The organism is Sporosarcina cyprini (genome assembly GCF_022048975.1).
Lineage (GTDB): Bacteria > Bacillota > Bacilli > Bacillales_A > Planococcaceae > Sporosarcina > Sporosarcina cyprini.
In genome coordinates, this window is the sequence record NZ_JAKMHX010000018.1 from 143,340 (window position 1) to 161,455 (window position 18,116).

The 18,116-nt window shown below is 46.1% G+C and carries 20 protein-coding genes; 9 read left to right on the forward strand and 11 right to left on the reverse strand.

Annotated features, from left to right (window positions below):
* The first annotated feature begins 22 nt into the window (after window positions 1-22).
* Window positions 23-439 carry a hypothetical protein gene (locus tag L7D49_RS06305; RefSeq protein ID WP_238079997.1) on the forward strand — a complete coding sequence of 139 codons (417 nt, stop codon included), beginning with the start codon at window positions 23-25 and terminating at the stop codon, window positions 437-439.
* A gap of 123 nt (window positions 440-562) precedes the next feature.
* Complete coding sequence (locus L7D49_RS06310; protein WP_238079998.1) at window positions 563-970, forward strand: YugN family protein; 408 nt, start codon at window positions 563-565, stop codon at window positions 968-970.
* A gap of 34 nt (window positions 971-1,004) precedes the next feature.
* Here L7D49_RS06310 and L7D49_RS06315 read toward each other — a convergent pair whose 3' ends face one another.
* From L7D49_RS06315 to argC, 5 genes are all read right to left on the reverse strand, one after another.
* A complete protein-coding gene (locus L7D49_RS06315) occupies window positions 1,005-2,234 on the reverse strand; it encodes a CynX/NimT family MFS transporter (protein ID WP_238079999.1) in 1,230 nt (409 codons plus the stop codon).
* 210 nt (window positions 2,235-2,444) lie between these two features.
* Window positions 2,445-3,593, reverse strand: a complete 1,149-nt coding sequence (locus L7D49_RS06320; RefSeq protein WP_238080000.1) for an acetylornithine transaminase — start codon at window positions 3,591-3,593, stop codon at window positions 2,445-2,447.
* The gene (argB, locus tag L7D49_RS06325; RefSeq protein WP_238080001.1) at window positions 3,590-4,369 is read right to left on the reverse strand and encodes an acetylglutamate kinase; all 780 of its coding nucleotides are present in this window, start codon (window positions 4,367-4,369) and stop codon (window positions 3,590-3,592) included. Before argB ends, L7D49_RS06320 begins: the two co-directional genes overlap by 4 nt.
* Window positions 4,332-5,558, reverse strand: coding sequence for a bifunctional glutamate N-acetyltransferase/amino-acid acetyltransferase ArgJ (gene argJ / locus L7D49_RS06330; protein ID WP_238080002.1), 1,227 nt, complete (start codon window positions 5,556-5,558; stop codon window positions 4,332-4,334). The genes argB and argJ overlap by 38 nt, the downstream gene beginning before the upstream one ends.
* A gap of 22 nt (window positions 5,559-5,580) precedes the next feature.
* A complete protein-coding gene (gene argC, locus L7D49_RS06335) occupies window positions 5,581-6,615 on the reverse strand; it encodes an N-acetyl-gamma-glutamyl-phosphate reductase (RefSeq protein ID WP_238080003.1) in 1,035 nt (344 codons plus the stop codon).
* A 199-nt stretch (window positions 6,616-6,814) separates the two neighbouring features.
* Between argC and L7D49_RS06340 the strand changes: the two genes are divergently transcribed.
* Complete coding sequence (locus L7D49_RS06340; RefSeq protein ID WP_272493167.1) at window positions 6,815-7,594, forward strand: SDR family oxidoreductase; 780 nt, start codon at window positions 6,815-6,817, stop codon at window positions 7,592-7,594.
* Here the strand turns inward: L7D49_RS06340 and L7D49_RS06345 are convergent.
* The gene (locus L7D49_RS06345; RefSeq protein ID WP_238080004.1) at window positions 7,557-7,886 is read right to left on the reverse strand and encodes a hypothetical protein; all 330 of its coding nucleotides are present in this window, start codon (window positions 7,884-7,886) and stop codon (window positions 7,557-7,559) included. The genes L7D49_RS06340 and L7D49_RS06345 overlap by 38 nt on opposite strands.
* A gap of 117 nt (window positions 7,887-8,003) precedes the next feature.
* Window positions 8,004-8,489 carry a GNAT family N-acetyltransferase gene (locus L7D49_RS06350; protein WP_238080005.1) on the reverse strand — a complete coding sequence of 162 codons (486 nt, stop codon included), beginning with the start codon at window positions 8,487-8,489 and terminating at the stop codon, window positions 8,004-8,006.
* A 121-nt stretch (window positions 8,490-8,610) separates the two neighbouring features.
* Between L7D49_RS06350 and L7D49_RS06355 the strand changes: the two genes are divergently transcribed.
* The 3 genes from L7D49_RS06355 to L7D49_RS06365 are packed head-to-tail and all read left to right on the forward strand — an operon-like array spanning window position 8,611 to window position 11,678.
* Entirely contained in the window at window positions 8,611-9,513 is a 903-nt protein-coding gene (locus L7D49_RS06355) for a DoxX-like family protein (RefSeq protein ID WP_238080006.1), read from the forward strand.
* A 4-nt stretch (window positions 9,514-9,517) separates the two neighbouring features.
* On the forward strand, window positions 9,518-10,126 hold the full coding sequence (locus L7D49_RS06360) for a DUF4166 domain-containing protein (protein ID WP_238080007.1): 609 nt from the start codon (window positions 9,518-9,520) through the stop codon (window positions 10,124-10,126).
* On the forward strand, window positions 10,119-11,678 hold the full coding sequence (locus L7D49_RS06365; protein WP_238080008.1) for a YndJ family protein: 1,560 nt from the start codon (window positions 10,119-10,121) through the stop codon (window positions 11,676-11,678). Before L7D49_RS06360 ends, L7D49_RS06365 begins: the two co-directional genes overlap by 8 nt.
* 32 nt (window positions 11,679-11,710) lie before the next feature.
* Here the strand turns inward: L7D49_RS06365 and argH are convergent, their stop codons facing one another.
* Window positions 11,711-13,042 carry an argininosuccinate lyase gene (argH, locus tag L7D49_RS06370; protein WP_238080009.1) on the reverse strand — a complete coding sequence of 444 codons (1,332 nt, stop codon included), beginning with the start codon at window positions 13,040-13,042 and terminating at the stop codon, window positions 11,711-11,713.
* A 329-nt stretch (window positions 13,043-13,371) separates the two neighbouring features.
* Here argH and L7D49_RS06375 point away from each other — a divergent pair, with 329 nt between their 5' ends.
* From L7D49_RS06375 to L7D49_RS06385, 3 genes are read left to right on the forward strand one after another with little or no spacing between them, the layout of a single operon-like run.
* Window positions 13,372-14,286 carry a cation diffusion facilitator family transporter gene (locus L7D49_RS06375; protein ID WP_269135875.1) on the forward strand — a complete coding sequence of 305 codons (915 nt, stop codon included), beginning with the start codon at window positions 13,372-13,374 and terminating at the stop codon, window positions 14,284-14,286.
* A gap of 51 nt (window positions 14,287-14,337) precedes the next feature.
* Window positions 14,338-14,901 carry a branched-chain amino acid aminotransferase gene (locus L7D49_RS06380; protein WP_238080010.1) on the forward strand — a complete coding sequence of 188 codons (564 nt, stop codon included), beginning with the start codon at window positions 14,338-14,340 and terminating at the stop codon, window positions 14,899-14,901.
* Window positions 14,898-15,842: a TRM11 family SAM-dependent methyltransferase gene (locus L7D49_RS06385; protein WP_238080011.1), complete on the forward strand. Its 945-nt coding sequence runs from the start codon at window positions 14,898-14,900 to the stop codon at window positions 15,840-15,842. The genes L7D49_RS06380 and L7D49_RS06385 overlap by 4 nt, the downstream gene beginning before the upstream one ends.
* An 85-nt stretch (window positions 15,843-15,927) precedes the next feature.
* On the opposite strand, the gene L7D49_RS06390 is transcribed toward L7D49_RS06385, so the two are convergent.
* From L7D49_RS06390 to L7D49_RS06400, 3 genes are all read right to left on the reverse strand, one after another.
* Window positions 15,928-17,301, reverse strand: a complete 1,374-nt coding sequence (locus L7D49_RS06390; RefSeq protein ID WP_238080012.1) for a leucyl aminopeptidase family protein — start codon at window positions 17,299-17,301, stop codon at window positions 15,928-15,930.
* Window positions 17,302-17,372: 71 nt separating this feature from the next.
* On the reverse strand, window positions 17,373-17,525 hold the full coding sequence (locus L7D49_RS06395; RefSeq protein WP_238080013.1) for a hypothetical protein: 153 nt from the start codon (window positions 17,523-17,525) through the stop codon (window positions 17,373-17,375).
* Window positions 17,518-17,976, reverse strand: coding sequence for a hypothetical protein (locus L7D49_RS06400; RefSeq protein WP_238080014.1), 459 nt, complete (start codon window positions 17,974-17,976; stop codon window positions 17,518-17,520). Before L7D49_RS06400 ends, L7D49_RS06395 begins: the two co-directional genes overlap by 8 nt.
* Window positions 17,977-18,116: the final 140 nt, after the last annotated feature.

An 18,116-nucleotide genomic window follows, 5' to 3' on the forward strand; every position in this document is an offset into this window, starting at 1 on the left:
TATTATGCAAAGGAGCACAACGATGAAAAAATTAGTAACCTCTATGCTTTGTATCCTCCTATTAGCGGCTTGCAGCACGAATGATTCTAAGAAAGAGACTGAAACCTCAAAAAATCCTGCTGTCGAAAGTTCTTCTGACAGCGACACAACGAATGAAGCGAATTCAGATGCTGCTGAGGATGCAGCTGCAGACAACGAGACAAGCTCGACAGACAACGAATTGGCCTCGTATGATGAATACGAGACAATTGCATCTACGATCGACCTCGACACCAACAAAGGAATCGTGGAAACAGATAACAAAGGAAACCGCGTCATTTTATTTGAAGACGCCAATGGGAATAAAACATACAAAAGCATCTTCACGAAACATGACCGCTTTTTGAAAATCATTGATTTATCCACTGATCAACTATTGTTTAAAGATCGGCTCAACTAAACGCAAAGCTTGAAACGTTCATGGCGTTTCAAGCTTTTTGCATATAGAAGTAAGTATATCGATGGAAGTATAGCCACGCCGTTAGATGTAAACCATAAATGTAAAGAAAGGAGCTGACTTTACATGTTGGAATTGCACACTGGCATCGAAGGCCTACAAGCACATTTCGGGCCGACAATGGAATTAATTAGCGACTTGGGATATAAATTAGGCGGCGGCTGGGATTACGACGGCGGCTGTTTCGATTCGGTCCTCTGGAGAGAGGGCGGCGAGACGATTTACTTACGCATCCCCTTCCATGTTAGCCATGGCGAACTCGATCAGTATCATACATCGATCGTTTTCCGAACCCCATATGTTATCAAACATGTCGTCAATGTCGGCTTGGACCGGGATGCGAGCTCTCTGACAACTGCGACGTTTAACCAATTCCAAGATCCTATCGATAAAGACGCGGAAATCCGTGACAAGAGCAGATGGGAAGAAGCTGGCGAACAAGCTGTTGAGGAAGTCATTACATTATTGCAATAAAAACAGGAGCATGGAATTCCTTCCATGCTCTCTTTTAGTTCGAATTATTTGCCTGTACATATCCATTTTTTCCAGCCTTCATCCCGGAAAGGAGGATAATGAACGAAGCGATAAGTAACACAATCAAAGACACGGTCCAACTGCCCGTCATATCATGCAACGAACCGAACAGGACAGGACCGATCGCGGCAAGCAAATACCCGAAAGATTGTGCCATGCCTGACAGCTCTGCCGCTTCCACCGGTGTATGTGTCCGCAGCGTGAAAAACATCATGGCCAGCCCGAAGGATGCGCCGCCGGCAATGCCAGTGATGATCATCCATAGCGGTACCAAACTGGATCCGCCGAAGAGGATTCCACCGTACCCAATCAAGTAGAGCAGCACGATGATTATTACGATCAGCCGCTGGTCCTTCAACTTCCCTGCAACTATTGGGATAATGAACGTCATGGGCAATTGAGCAATTTGCAAAAGAGACAGCATCCATCCGGCTTGGCCGGCGTCAAGTCCTTGGGATTTAAGCACTTCAGGCAACCATGCCGAAGTCGTGTAAAACAGGAGGGACTGCAATCCCATGAACAGCGTAACCCCCCATGCGACCGGCGAACGCCAAAGTGACGCAGGCCGTTTCGCCCTTGAACTCGGGAGGGATGTGGTTGCGTTTTTGCTGCGTTTTAATTGTGGCAGCCAAATAAGGATTGCAAGCCCTGTTAGAACGGCCCAGACGCCAAGTGCTCCCTGCCAGCCATACGATGTCTTTTCCAAAATCGGCACACTCAGCCCTGAAGCGAACGTAGCCGAAATATTCATCGAAACCGAATAGATTCCTGTCATTAATCCGATTTGGAGCGGAAAGCTAAGTTTCAGAATAGCCGGCAGCAGTACGTTACCGAATGAGATGGCGACGCCAATTAAAAATGTCCCTGTAAAGAGAAATGTGATGCTTCCTGCTGACCGCAGCAAAATACCAGCCGTTAAGAGACAAAGTGAAAAGAATAATGTCGTTTCCATGCCGAAGCGGCTGCTCACTTTCGGAACGAGCGGTGAAATGAGTGCAAAGGCTAGAAGAGGTATTGTTGTGACAAAACCTGCCACGGCGTTTGGAATCCCTAAATCATCACGAAGCGGTGCAATAATCGGGCCGACAGAAGTGAGCGGGGCCCGAAGTGTAGCTGCAATACAAATGATACCGAGGATTAAAAGCCAGCTGGCCCGCTTGTAGGTTAGCTTTTTTGAAATATGTATAGTTTGTTCCGTTTCCAATCAACCAACCTCCTTTTATTAGATTTCAAAAGACATAAAGAGCAGTTACAAGATCAAACTCGTTGCCCCCAAATGATTGCTTTAAAATGATAGCATACATCGAACCATAAAAAAACGGATTCCAAAGTACTTGGAATCCGTTAATTAATGGAACAAAAATGTCCCCTCTTATGAATAGCGATTCTCTGAACGCCTTAATTCAAGTGTTGTTTATGATACAGTTGCCTTCTCCTTCAGTACGGATCCGAGAATATCAATCGCTTTGTCGATTTCCTGCATAGAGACCGTCAATGGCGGGAGCAGCCTGATCACAGTCTGCCCCGCTTGCACGACAAGCAATCCTGATTTCTGCAATTCCTCGATAAAAGGAACAACATCGACTCCGCATTCAATTCCGACTAACAGGCCTCTGCCTTTAAGTTGGAATGGACTCTCCTGAAACACTTCCTGCAGCCGTTTCTGTAAATATACCGATTTCGTGTTCACTTCATCCAAAAATACAGGATCGAAAATATGGTCGACAACCGCTTGAGCGACACGGACCGCTAATGGATTACCTCCGAATGTCGTGCCGTGTGTGCCGGGACCGAAGGCGTCTGTAAGCTCAGCAGTCCCTGCCATCGCGCCAATTGGGAATCCTCCACCCAGCCCTTTTGCAAGTGTCAGGATATCCGGTTTTAGCAAAGTTTGTTCATAAGCGAAACGGGTACCCGTTCTGCCAATTCCCGTTTGGACTTCATCGACGATTAACAGGATTCCTTTAGCGTGACAAATATCGGTGATCACTTTTGCAAAGTCGGGTGTGATCTCATTCACTCCTCCTTCGCCCTGGATCACCTCCAGCATGATGGCAGCAACTTCCTCCGTCGCAGCGGCGGTTAAGCTCTCGGGGTCATTGAATGGCACAGTGACGAACGAAGGCAGCATCGGACCGAATCCCTGCTTCACCTTTTCCTGCCCCGTCGCCGCCATCGCCCCAAATGTCCTACCGTGAAAAGAGTGTTTAAACGTAATGATCGTATGCTTGCCAGTATATTTTCTTGCCAGCTTCATCGCTGCTTCATTCGCTTCCGCTCCACTATTGCAAAAGAACATCCGGCTCAAATGAGTATCTTGCAAGATAGAAGCGGCAAGCCTTTCCTGCTCGGGGCTTTCAAATAAATTCGAGATGTGCCATAATTGCTGGCTTTGCTCACCTAACGCTTTGATTAACGCAGGATGGCTGTGCCCGAGGCTATTGACCGCAATGCCGCTAATAAAATCCAAATAGGATTTGCCATCAGAATCCGTTACGACGGATCCTTTTCCTTCTACAAGATGAATGGGGCGTCTGGCATAGTTAGGAAACAAATGGCTCAACTGAAAACCTCCTCCGCTTCAATAACAGTTCCGACGAGATGCTGATCCGTTATGCGGACGGTTGGAATGCCTTCCTCGATACAATCGAGCGCCGCTTTGACTTTCGGAATCATTCCGCCATATATATCCTCTGTCTCAATCCACTTAACAATATCCCCGACTGCCACACGATGTTGAACATTGCCCTCAATTTTAATTCCTGGCGTATCCGTCACCAGAAGCAGACTTTCCGCGCCGACTGCAAGCGCGACTTTACTTGCGACCGTATCCGCATTAATGTTCAACGTCATGCCGCATTCAGTAGAACCGATGCAGGAAAAGACAGGAACGACACCGATACTTATGAATTGGTCAATCAATGGTTTATTGACAGACTTGATGTCGCCGACGAATCCATATTTGTCTTTATTCAAAAAGCCGCAAGTAAATATTTTACCGTCAAATCCATTCAGCCCGATTGCCACAATCCCCTCTCGGTTCAGTTGATGGACGAGCAATGGATTGACAGCTCCGATCAGCACATTCCGGACGATATCCGCCGACCTTTCACATGTGACGCGAATCCCTTCCATAATCGTGGACTGTATTTCATTTCTTGCTAGCTCCGCGTTAATGGCGGGGCCTCCCCCGTGGACAATGATGATGTCATACCCTTCCGCTTGCAGCCGTTTGAAGTTGGTAAAGAAATGGCCGCTCAGACCGCCGAGCATGCTGCCTCCTAATTTGATGACGATGCGCTTACGATCGGTAGGTTGCATTGATTTGGACATAGTCATACGTCAAATCACACCCCCATGCTGTGCCGGAGCCGGATCCTGCATGTAAATGAACGGAAATCTTCACTTCCGGCTGTTTCAAATAATCGGTCAGCTGCTGTTCCGAAAAGAGGACCGGCTCTCCTGCCTTGACGACATATGTTGATCCGATTTGAATATCGATTTTTTCCGGATCGATTGCCGCCCCGCTATAGCCAACGGCCGCAATAACACGTCCCCAGTTCGCATCACAGCCGAAAACTGCCGTTTTTACTAAAGGCGAACCGACCACTGTCTTTCCAATTTTCCGTGCCTCTTCGTCATTTATTGCTCCGGTCACTTCCACTTCAATCAACTTCGTTGCGCCTTCCCCATCCTTGGCGATCATTTTGGCCAAGTCTTGCGCAACCGCGTGCAATGCCTGCATGAAAGCCGGCCAATCCGGATGAAGCGGTGTCAGCGTTTCATTCTCAGCGAGCCCATTCGCAAGCGCGAGCACCATATCATTTGTCGACGTATCTCCGTCAACAGTGATGGAATTGAACGTCCGGTCGGTGACAGATGCCAGCGCCTGCTGAAGATGTTTTGATTCAATGTTGGCATCCGTTGTAATGAATCCAAGCATCGTCGCCATATTCGGTTCAATCATTCCTGAACCTTTCGCTGTTCCTGCCACGATGACTTCCTTCCCATCAATTTCAGTTTGATAGGCAATGTTTTTTGTTACTGTATCTGTCGTTAAGATTGCTTGGGAAAATTGAATGGAGCCTTCTAAACTGGCAGTGGGCTGGAGCATGTCGATTCCCGCAAGCAACGTCTCCATTTTCAGCTTTTCTCCTATCACTCCGGTAGAAGCGACTCCGACGAGCTGTGGATCAATCCCTAGCTTTTCTGCCGTTTTCTGCTGCATAGTGTATGCGTCTGCCAACCCTTGTTTTCCTGTGCAGGCATTGGCATTGCCTGAATTGATAATGACCGCCTGCATTTTGCCAGTTTCATAGACGACTTGTTTCGTCACCTGTAAGGGAGCCGCCTGGATCTGGTTCGTCGTAAAGACGCCTGCAACACTGGCGGGGATTTCACTGACAAGTAAAGCCAAATCATTTTTCTTATGCTTCAGACCGCAATGCACACCGACCGCTTGAAACCCTTTGGGTGAGACGATATTCCGTTTTGAAATCCGCTTGATTTGTTGTACAGCTACTGTCATACAATCCCCTCCGAATGTTTTATTAAATAAATAAAGGAATGCCGGTCAATCCGGCCGTTTCCTTAAAACCGCATTGGATATTCATATTTTGGATCGCCTGCCCTGCGGCGCCTTTCACCAAGTTATCAATAACAGAAACGATCGTTGCCCTATTCGTCCTTTTATCTACTTTTACGTGGATATCGCAGTAATTGGAGCCATACACTTGATTCGTCCCTATGACGGCTGCATCCCGAATGATCCGTACAAAGGGGCTGCTTTCATATGCAGTTTCAAGACAGTCAAACAAATCCGTCTCTTGCATATCTGCCGTGACTGGCGCATAGCTTGTCGCCATAATGCCGCGGGTCATTGGAACAAGATGGGTCGTGAACGTGATGGGTGAAGAAGCCTTGGCAAATTGGCAAATCGCCTGCTCAATTTCCGGGATATGCTGGTGTTCATGCAATTTGTATATTGAGAGGTTTTCATTCGTCTCGGCAAAGTGTGTGATGCGGCTTAGCGAATTGCCGGCTCCCGATACACCGCTTTTGGCATCGATGACGAGATAATCCCCGTCGATCAGCCCTGATTTTATCAATGGCAGCAAAGAGAGCAAAACTGCAGTTGGATAACAACCCGGATTGGCGATTAGCTGCGATTCAGAAATGGCGGAACGGTTCCATTCCGATAGTCCGTACACACTGGCTTCAAGCATTTCTTCCGTGGCGGGCTGCTTCTTATACCAGTGACTATAATCATCCGGATTTTTCAACCGAAAATCTCCCGATAGGTCAATTAACTTCGGCTTCTTCCCAAGCAAAGATGGAAAGAGGGTACTCGTCACCCCTGCCGGCGTACTGGCGAAAACAATATCCAGCTCGGCTAACACATCCAAGTCAATCGAGTGCAGCGGCACATCGTATAGACCTTTCAAATGTGCATACTTGGCAGAGTAATTCACGCCCTCTTCAGAAGAAGTGAATAAACTGATTTGTTCCACTCCCGGATGCCCATGGAGCAGACGAAGCAATTCGACCCCTCCGTAACCCGTAGCACCAATGATTCCAACCTTCAACACCCTCACCCCTTTTGTGATTATGATTAGTATACTTATGCATAAATATAAAGTCAACTGTATTTTTATTAATTTTACAAACTATTTCATTTTACCTGGGGTAACATCTTGTTTTGCATTCAAGCGGATTATGATATAATCTTTTTATTACTTGGTACTAATAGAAGGTGATAGTTTGTCGCCAAATCAGGAGGTCATTATGGAGGATTTGCTGAAGCTGAAAGGGAAAAATATTGTCGTCATGGGTGTGGCAAATGAACGGAGCATCGCATGGGGCGTAGCAAAATCACTTTTCGACGTTGGTGCGAATGTGATTTTCACGTACCGGAAAGAACGGTCATTAGCAAAGCTGGAAAAAGCATTAGAGAAAGCTGGCTTAGAACCAAAAATGATCGTCCAATGTGATGTTAACGAAGATGAAAGCATTGAACATGCCTTCACGTTAATTGGCGAAACATTGGGCACGATCCACGGGGTTGTTCATTCCATTGCGTTTGCACATGCCGAAGACTTGCATGCAGATTATATTAATACATCCAGAAGCGGTTACGCATTCGCTCAAGATTCCAGCTCATATTCACTTGTTGCAACCGCACGGGAGGCTCGCCGTTTCATGACAGAAGGCGGTTCCATCATTACGATGAGTTATTTAGGCGCCGAACGCGTCTTGGAAGGATACAATGTAATGGGCGTTGCAAAGGCGGCACTCGAAGCATCGGTCCGTTATTTGGCTAGCGACCTGGGCAAGGACGCCATCCGGATCAACGCCATTTCAGCTGGGGCTGTGCGTACCCTATCCGCGAAAGGCGTTCCGTCCTTCAACACCATTCTTGGTCAAATCGAAGAACGCGCACCGCTCAAGCGCAATATCACAAACGAAGAAGTCGCCAAAATGTCCATCGCCATGCTAAGCGATCTATCATCTGGCGTGACAGGCGAAGTCATTTACGTGGATGCAGGATATCACATAATGGGATAAAAAAGTCGGCAGGGATGGTATGTCCCTGCCGATTTTTTATTGATTTGATTTGGTGCGGGCGGCTGCTTCGAATTAACTTCAGCTGAACGCAATAAATCGATTTGAACGCCATTAACTCCGGATGAACGCCAATAAATCGTTTTGAACGCCAATAACTCCGGATGAACGCCAATAAATCGATTTGAACGCCATTAACTCCGGGTGAACGCCAATAAATCGATTTGAACGCCATTAACTCCGGGTGAACGCCATTAAATCGATTTGAACGCCAATAACTCCAGATGAACGCCATTAAATCGATTTGAACGCCATTAACTCCGGATGAACGCCAATAAAGGGCGCTTCTGTTAAGCTTCTTTCAGCCTGATGCATGCTAACTCCCTAACCGATTCCTCTAACGTCTTAATAACTATTTCTTATGTACATCACTGTTCTCTAAACAGCAAATCAATGGATACACCATGCTGATTTCATCCTCGTCCACTTCCCCCGTATGCTGGAAGCCTGCACTTTCATATAGCTTACATGCCACTTCATCGTCTTCGTGATAACAAAGGGTGATCGCTTCATGTCTCCCTTCCGTTCCAATTAACGACATCCACTCCTGCAAGGCGGCTCTGCCATAGCCCCGGCCTTGATATTGTTCTCCAATCATAAACTGATCCAGCACACAATAGATCTTTCCGTTTTCTTCGTAGTCCCGCTGCATCAGCACGCCTATGGGTAATTCCGCATGATAGATTGCATGGACATGGCTATTTTGGCTCCTGTATACGTATGCCCTTGCCATGATAGTGACGTTCGGAGCGACATACTTGCTCTGCTCTTTCTTCACTTTTAATGAATTAAGTAAACGCCAATTGTCTGGTGTTATCTCCCTAAAATGAATGGTCATCCTATCCCTCCCCCTACTGCTTATCTATTATTTTACTGGTTCTCGTGGAGGAGTCTATCAAAGAATAGAAAACTAGTAACTTCGTAGAGCTTTTTTCGTCTTAATTAATGAGGTGACTGTAATGAAAAGTAAACCGATTTACGTGGAAATTCATATAGATGCTGACGTGGATGAAGTTTGGGAAGCGTCCCAGGATCCGTTTCTTCATTCCCAATGGGATCTGCGCTTTTCTTCCATCACTTATTTGCCTAAGAAGGATGGGGAGCCCCAGTTGTTTACCTATGAAAGAAAGGTCTTGCCCTTCTATTCCGTGCAAGGCTGGGGGAAGAGCTCAGGTGTTTCGAATCAACCGGACGGCAGCCGTTCTTCTGCCCTTCATTTCGGGACGGATCAATGGTATTCTCCCATTAAGGAAGGAAAAGGATATTGGAAGTATGTACCTGAAAACGATGGCACGACATTTTTGACGCAATATAACTATGATGCTACCTTCGGCAAAATGGGAAAAGTTCTAGATACATATATCTTCCGGCCGATGATGGGCTGGGCGACCGCCCTCAGTTTTGACGTTTTGAAAAGATGGCTGGAGAAAGGCGAATCGCCGGCTTCCCAGTATTTACGTTTTTTCACTGCATATGGCCTGTCTATTTTTTTCGCATTTATTTGGATGTATCAAGGGCTCATGCCTAAGCTAATCGGAATGCACCCTGAAGAGCGTTCCATGATTAGTTCCGCGTTGCATTTGACAGATGCCCAATCGGCTAAAGCGGTTGTGGCGGTTGGAATTATGGAAGTATTATTCGGTCTTTTCTGGCTCGTTTTTCGAAGAAAAAGACACCTATTTGCTTTGCAGCTAATCGTTTTTCCTCTTCTGACGATTGGCGCAATCCTTTCCAGTCCAGGAATTGCGATTGATCCATTCAATCCCGTTACATTCAATCTAGCATTATTTGTCTTATCATGGATTGGCTATGTCAACAGCGATCGTTTGCCTACTGCTACAACATGTAAGAGAAAGCGGTGAAAGTATGTCGATCTATCAAGAAATACTCGGGGATCGCTTCGATCAATTGCACCCTAAGCTGCAAAAACGGTATCGGATCGAGGATGGCTCCCCTTTTCGCGGAACGGGAATGATGCATGAAATAAATGGTGGTCCTGCATGGCTTTTTCCGTTATTTCGGCTGGGCGTACGTTGGAAGCTGTTATTCCCAGAACACGGAAGGGCCGTTCCCTTTACGGTGACCAACCGTTTTCAATTCGGAAGAGATGGCGAGCAGCAGATCCACTGGGAGCGGATTTTTCACTTCCCAAAGAAAAAGCGCTATTTCAATGCCTTGATGAGTTTGGATCAAGATCGTTCCATCATTAAGGATTACTTAGGGGAGCCCGCCCTTGTCTATTCCGATTTACTTTTCACAGTTACAGATAATAAGGAACTGCTGATTCAGTCCAAGGAACAGCGACTTGTAATCGGAAAGCTGGAAGTGCCACTGCCTTATGCTTTACAAGGGCTCGCTACGGTCCATGAAGGGTACGATGACTTGCGTGACGTCTATACCATCCATGTCCGTGTCCGCAATCCGTTACTTGGCCATCTCTTTTCTTACAAAGGGGAGTTTGTGCAAGATGCGTAAATTTGCGTTATCTCATCTACTGCTATTTTTATTCATTGCGCTCGCAAGTACCAATCCGTGGCCGTTTCTGCTTTTAACTGCGGCTCAGATAGTCTATGTACCTATCATGCTCAAGCTGGTCATGAAGGATGATGGGTTTGCTCGTATTTATCCATACTTCGCCATACCGGCTTATGTTTCAGTAGCGATTCTGCAAATTGCCGATGTATCGTGGGCCATTGTGCCGGCAGGGATTTATTTGCTTTTTACACTCGCCGTTGCATCCTACGGGGTCACTCGTTTTTGCCGAAGAGGATTTACGAACGTGGAAGAATTTTCAATTGATCTCGGATTAATTTACCTCGCCATGGGAGGAGCTTGGTTCTTTGCTTATATTGGCAATATCGACACCGGTTTTTCACCTCTCCTCACCTGGCTGACAGCAATCCATTTTCATTATTCGGCTTTTCTGCTTCCCGTCTTTATCGGACTAGCCGGTCGTATTTCCAAACCGTCCCGTTTCACGCTTTACGCTGGACTGCTGTTAGTTGCCCCGATGCTCGTAGCCATTGGGATCACGTTTTCAAGATGGATTGAACTGCTTTCCGTTTTGGTCTATATCATAGGTTTAATCGGGATGACTATCATTGTTTGGAGAATTAAACGGATTCCTCCGGCCCAGAAATGGCTCATACGAGTGTCGTTCGCGTCCTTGCTCGTGACCATTTTGTTTTCCTTGCTCTATGTATTAGGAAATGGATTTGGATTGACCGCTATGACAATCGATGACATGCTGCGATTCCACGGCATCCTAAATTGCGTCATTTTTGCTTTATTCGGCGTCGCCGGCTGGGTTATCAATCCTCCTGAGCCTGTTTATCAACCGCCCTCTTTTCCCATCAGTAACATACGCGGTAAGCAAGTTGTGGAGCAATTAGGAACGTCCGGAAGCGGAAAAGGTCTAGTGGACGATATGAAGCTGTATCAATTACAGGGGGGCGCTCCTCAAATCGCTGATTTCTATGAAAACACGAGGGAGTATCGTTTGTTCGCGACAGTCCGTTGGCACACCTGGTTTAAACCGTTCGCTTGGATGTATTCATGGATTAGCCGAAGAACAGAGCAGATTAATTTGCCGACGCACGGCCGGCAAGTGGAGATGACGGGAGATGTGATCCAGTTGCATGACCGGCTGGATGACAGAGAAAACGTCAGGGCGTGGATTCGGAAAGTGGAGGAACAGTATGCCTTCATCGCTCTGTATTCCTTCCATCATTCTTCAAATGGCAAGCCGTATATGAATATTGCGCTGCCGCTACCTTTTACGAATATGACAGGTGTTTTGGAACTGATTGGTACAGACGAGGGATTGATTTTGACAAGCGAACGCATCTCCCCCACTTCAGATGCAGGCATTTATTTGATAGGCAAGAAAGGGTATCGGTTCAGGCTGCCGCTGGAAGAACGTTTTAAGGTGACTGCAGAGGAAACTGGAACCTTGCAAGCAGAACATCACATGAAACTATTCTCAACCCCTTTCTTGACGATCGACTACACCATCTATAAAAAATAACGGCGAGGGCAGCCCCCGCCGTTTTTATTTGCTTATTGATCCCCTACTTCTTTCATCAAACCTTTATTCCCTTTGGATAAAATATTTTCATAGTCGATGTACTCGTAAATATCGTCACTGATCGAATCACTGAATGACGAAAGTTCTTCTACTGTCAGATCCTCGATCGCCTTGCTTTCTGTTTCGCAATAAAGGATGATCTTACCTACGATCTCGTGGGCATCCCGGAAAGGTGTGCCTTTGCTGACGAGGTAATCAGCCACTTCCGTCGCATTCAAAAATCCGCCTTTGATCGCTGCTTTCATCCGGTCTGCATTGACCGTCAGCGTATCAATCATTTTCGACATGATTTCCATGCAATCCAGTACCGTATCGAGCGCATCGAAAAACTGCTCTTTATCCTCTTGCATGTCCTTGTTATATGTCAACGGCAGACCTTTCAAAGTTGTTAGCAAAGCGAATAGCGAACCGTAAACCCGGCCCGTTTTTCCACGAATCAATTCAGCCGCATCTGGATTTTTCTTCTGCGGCATAATGCTGCTGCCGGTTGAATAGGCGTCTGCCATCGTGATGAACTTGAATTCCTGGCTGCTCCAAAGGATCAATTCCTCGCTCAGACGGCTCAGGTGCATCATGATGATAGAGAAGTCGGACATGAGCTCCAGCATATAATCGCGGTCGCTGACGCCATCGAGAAAATTATCGACGGGTTTGGAGAAATTCAGCAGCATGGTCGTGACATTGCGGTCGATTTCATGTGTCGTCCCGGCAAGCGCGCCGCAGCCCAATGGATTTTCATCTAGCAATTCCATCGCATTGGCAATCCTTTTTTTATCCCGCTTGAACATTTGCTCATAAGCACCTAAATGATGTCCGAACGTTACAACCTGTGCACGTTGCAAGTGGGTATATCCCGGCATAATCACATTATTCGTTTTTGCCTTCGCATGTAAGGAGTCAATGAGTGCCTGCAAACCATCCATCACTTCCACTGCTTTGTTCTTCGCATATAGCCTCATGTCGACCGCCACTTGGTCATTCCGGCTGCGGGCCGTATGCAGCTTTTTCCCTGTTTCGCCGACACGTTCCGTTAAATGAACTTCAATAAAGGAATGAATGTCTTCATAGTCCCCTTCAATTGGCAGCACGCCCGATTCGATGTCATGCAGAATGGACTCGAGACCTTGCACGAGCAGGTCACCTTCTTCTGGTGTGAGCAGATCGCAATGCACTAGCATGGTCACATGCGCCAAGCTCCCCGCAATATCCTCTCTGTATAATCTATAGTCAACCGGCAGCGATGTATTAAACTGCTCCATAATTTCATCCGCCCGGCTAGTAAAACGTCCGCCCCAAAGTTTCATGTATATTCAACCTCTCTTTTGTATATTTATTCATATGAAGTAGTATAAAGATTTTTCTCAGATAACGCAAGGAGACGTGGCATGTTATTCCATACCATGATACTACAAAAAATAATGAAATGGCTTCCTCCTGCCCATTCTCCAGTTAAATCAAAAAGTTGCTCGCTTTCTCTAGGAATGGTATGCTGAAAGGACCGACTAATAAATGAGGGATTATCTTGAATACATCCATCTTACAATACAATGACTGTTTAAATCGCTAAACCCTTGACAACTCTATGTCAAGGGTTTTTGTTTCCTATGGGAAAATTCAAATTGGAGGGCTAACATTGTTGAATACTGAACACAATCATGGACATTCTGTCGCTTCTCTCGTTGCTATTTGGATCAGCCTCATGAGCAATATTGTCCTCACCATTTTAAAAATCATTGTCGGCATCCTGTTTAACAGTCCCGTCCTTTTAGCGGACGGCTTTCATAATGCCGGAGATGTGGCAGCCTCCGCCGCCGCTCTGACATCCATGCGTATCTCAAAAAGACCAGCCGATGAGGACCATCCTTACGGTCACGGGAAAGCTGAAGTTATTGGTTCTGGGATCGTTGCCATCATTCTCGGGATTGCCGCATTGTATATTGCCTACGAATCCATTATGACATTCTTTGAAGAGCCGGCGAAGGCGAGTGTCATTGCATTAATTACAGCAATCGTTTCACTCGTCTGGAAGCAAGTTCTCTATATCTACACGATGCGTGTCGGCAAAAAGACAAACAGCAAGGGGCTGATTGCTACCGCCTACGATCATTTGGCGGATGTCTATGCGTCTCTGGCAGCTGTTGTCGGGATCGGGCTGGCATTGATCGGGGATATGTATCAGATCGGTTTCCTGTCATACGGTGATCCGTTTGCGGGTGTCGTCGTATCTGTCCTCGTCTTGCGCCTCGCCTACGAAATCGGCAAGGAATCAATCGACATTTTAATGGAGAAAAATGTGAGCCATGAGCGTCTGGAAGAATTCGCGAAACTCATCCGTTCATTTCCTGAAGTGAAACGGATCGATCGGCTGCGGGCACGGGAACACGGCCACTATATCCTTGTCGATGTCAGAGTAGGAGTCAGCGGGGAACTGACGATCCAGGAAGGGCATGACATTTCAAGTGCGATACGGAACTTGATACTGAAAGAACATGATGATGTCGATGAAGTGCTTGTCCATTTGAATCCATGGTACCCTGATGAAAATTAGACCAACTTTCAGCGTATGCGCTATACTGGTGAATGAAAAGGAGTTGCTTTTATGTTAAAAGAACGACTAGAGGAACGATTAGCATCAACAGATGGCCCCGTCTCCCTCTTTCCAATCGAGAAAGATTATGCAGAGCGGCATGGTTTGATTTCCAGTCAGCATATTGCTGAGAGAGAGTGGAGCTTCCAAACAGTGGAACGCTGTTTGAAAGAAACGGAAGAGATGATTCAAGCAGAATCGGAGAATTTTTTAGATAAACCGATTTCCATATTACACAATCCGATCGAGGAATTTCTTTATATTGACTCAGATGATTTTAAAACGGTGAAGGTGGACGGGATGGCATTAGAGGTGGACGATGTTTTCAAAGTCTACACTGCCCTTTTTGGCCTGCAGCTTCAGAAAAAATGGCAGGAAAAAATTCAGACCTATATTGAAAGTAAATTATCGGAAGGTCCTTCCAGTGTCCTATTTGACACGGACGGCACGTTTAGCGTGAACATCTCCCTGAATGGGCTGGATGGATTCGATGAGAAGCTGGCGATAAGAGAAGTCGTATCTCTTATTTACAATTTTCTTTTTGGACTTCTTGAAACAATAGAGGCCGGAAATTGAAGCCTGCTAATCAGGAGTTCATTTACACCTACATCCGCCACATAGATGAACACGATCTATGCAGGCTGGAAATGCGGTCTTTTTTCGGAACACATAGCGAGTCGAATGTATTGAAGAGTGAAGTGAAGATCGATCCAAGCCGCAGCCCCTTCATGAAAGAGCGGTTGGAAGTGTTATGGAGTTGCGAGAGCTGGGAAGGGTTCCTTTCTCAAGCTGGAGACTTCATCCCACCTACCACTTTCAAAACAACCTGTCTGAATACGATGGATATGGAAGAAACGAAGAAAATTCCTCATCCGGACAGGCGCAAGCTGGAACGCGAAGTAGGTGAATCCATTCAAGGAGAAGCGGATTTGCTGGAGCCGTCCATTGAGTATGGTTTTATTCAAATGAACGGGAAATGGTACTTTGGCTTATTGGAAAGAAGCTTGCCTATTTGGAAATCGCATGAGCAGAAGCCCCATATGTATTCAACAGCATTGAGCACCCGGCTTGCCCGGGCAGTGGCAAATATTGCAGTGCCGCATCCAGCTGGAATCCGTGCCATCGATCCTTGCTGCGGAATCGGCACAGTACTTGTGGAGGCCCGTTCGATGGGAATTGATATTGTCGGCCGGGATATTAACCCCCTTGTTTGTAAAGGTTCCAGAAAAAACTTAGCATACTTTGGATTATCGGGTGAAGTGGTAAAAGGGCCGATTGCCGAAGTAAGCGATACATATGACGTGGCGATCATTGATATGCCGTACAATCTGTTTACACATATTACTTCTGAGGGACAGCAATCGATTCTTACGGAAGCCCGCAGGATTACGGATAAGCTGGTCGTTGTCACGATTGAACCGATGGATCAGATGATTCAAAATGCGGGGTTTACAATTGTGGACAGATGCATTGCCAAAAAAGGCACGTTTGAAAGGCAAGTAGTCGTTTGCGAATAAATTACAAATCTGTATCAACGTAACATAAAAAAGGTGAAAAAACCGAATTGGTTTCTCCACCTTTTTTTTCGGACATACGTCTCGCTTACTCCGAAATTTTCACTGTATAGTCCGCCAGCAATCTTGCTCCATAGCCTGTTGCGGATTTTGCATAGTAGCCTGATGCAGATGAATGATCCATCATGCCCGCCATATCAACGTGGAGCCACTTGCTGTTTTCAGGTACAAACCGGCGCAAGAATAAACCGGCTGTAATTGATCCTGCAAAATTCAATGTACTAATATTGTTCATATCCGCATAGTCGCTCGCCAATGTTTTATCATAGGCATCCACAAGCGGCATCGGCCATACAAAGTCGCCATTTTCGTCTCCGACTTTTTTCATGACATGAGACAATTCCTCGTCTCCGAAGACTCCGCCCAGTCCTGTGCCAAGCGCATTGACAATGGCGCCTGTTAACGTCGCAATGTCGACGATATATTCAGCTTCCAATTCGCCTGCACGAAGTAAGGCATCCGCCAAAATGAGGCGGCCTTCCGCATCCGTATTACCAACCTGGACTGTTGTCCCGTTTTTATAATGAATTACTTCCCCAGGATACACTGCCGTATTATCCGGTGCGTTTTCGACGATCGGAATCAATGCAATGACATTCACTTTTGCATTGGATTGGACAAGTAGCTGCATCGCACCTGCTACTGCCGCCGAACCTCCCATATCCATCCGCATATCGCTTAAATCCTTGCCGCTTTTCAAGCTGATGCCGCCTGTATCGAACGTAACGCCTTTCCCGACTAATGCAACCAATGGCTTGGATGCGTCTCCTTGATAAGCAATCTCCACAAAGGAAGGGCTGTACTTGGATCCGCGGCAAACTGTCAACACGCCGTTCATCTCCATTTGCTCCAGCTGCTCCTTGCCATAGACAGTCACTTCTGCTGATGTGCCGGCAAATTTCTCCTTCAGCACCTCTGGGTACGTTTCCGGGTTCAGCACATTGGACACTTCATTCATCAAATCACGGGAGAAAGCCATAGCCGTTGCACGGATCTGTCCAGCTTGAACCGCCTCTGCAGAGCCTTCCACTTCCAGTTCAGCTTTGCTGTCATCCGCTTTGGATTTATACGAATTGAATCGGTAGGAACCGAGTTCCCAACCTTCGACAAACGCAGTGACTGCTTTTTCTTTATCTAGTTTTGCGAAAGCCGCAGCAATTGTATCGTCCCCTACTAATGCCTTCTCCACTTTTTGCGCTGCCAAATCGCGAGCAATGTCGCCTGCAATGGAACGGACTTTTTCAAGCGTCAAGTCCTTTTCTTTCACTTCCTTCAGGACAACAACTTGCTCATCATCAAGCAATAACGAACAATGCGCACCTTTTTGTCTGGAGACATATTGCTTACGTGCCTCATTCTCTACTACCCTTTTGTCATTCTCTAATAAAATTGTCACAGCCATTCTCAAAAACCCCCAACTTATTTATTTCGACTCTAGAAGTAGTTTATCATATAGTAAGGATTTTGAAAGAATTATCTTTTATCTGCAATAACAAGGCAAAATGTCGCAAATGGCCCTAAAAGTAGGGACAGAAGGAACCAGTTCAGTCCGCTCCTGTTTTTTCCTTGAGCGATTCCTGCATTAATGAGTGACAGCGTTCCCCATCCAACGAAGTATTCATTCATCCTTTTCACCCTCCGTTCTACGATCTTTTAAGAAACGGCTCGCTTCCAACAGATCATTTGTGCAAAGTTGTACAGCATTCGGTGCAAATACAGCCCTGTCCTCAGCATCCATATATTCGGACAAAGGAATCGACTTAAAGAACTTTTTCCACTTATGTTGCTGCTCCAGCTTTTTATATTCTTTCTGTATTTCATCATAATCAATTTTATTGATGACAAAGACAGGACGTTTTGGATCAACGTTTGGGAATCTCTCATATAAGATCCTTAAATGATCTTGATCGAACTCTTCGTTCACAATATAAGAGGAGGTGCCGACATTCTCAGCTACATCCATCAATTCGTCCGTCCATGTTTCAAATTGGTGTTCGTCCACCTGACCATCTGAAAAAATCCCTACGCCATAATAAACTATATTGTCTGCTTCTCGCTTCTTTTTTCTTCCGAACATTATACATCCCTCATTTCTGCTACTCCTTTCTTACGAACCGGCTTTTAAAAGGTTCCCAAAAATATTTTATACAGTACCTTGCATTAAACAATACTGAATGATATATTATTAACAACAGTACTGTGCATTACATAGTAGTG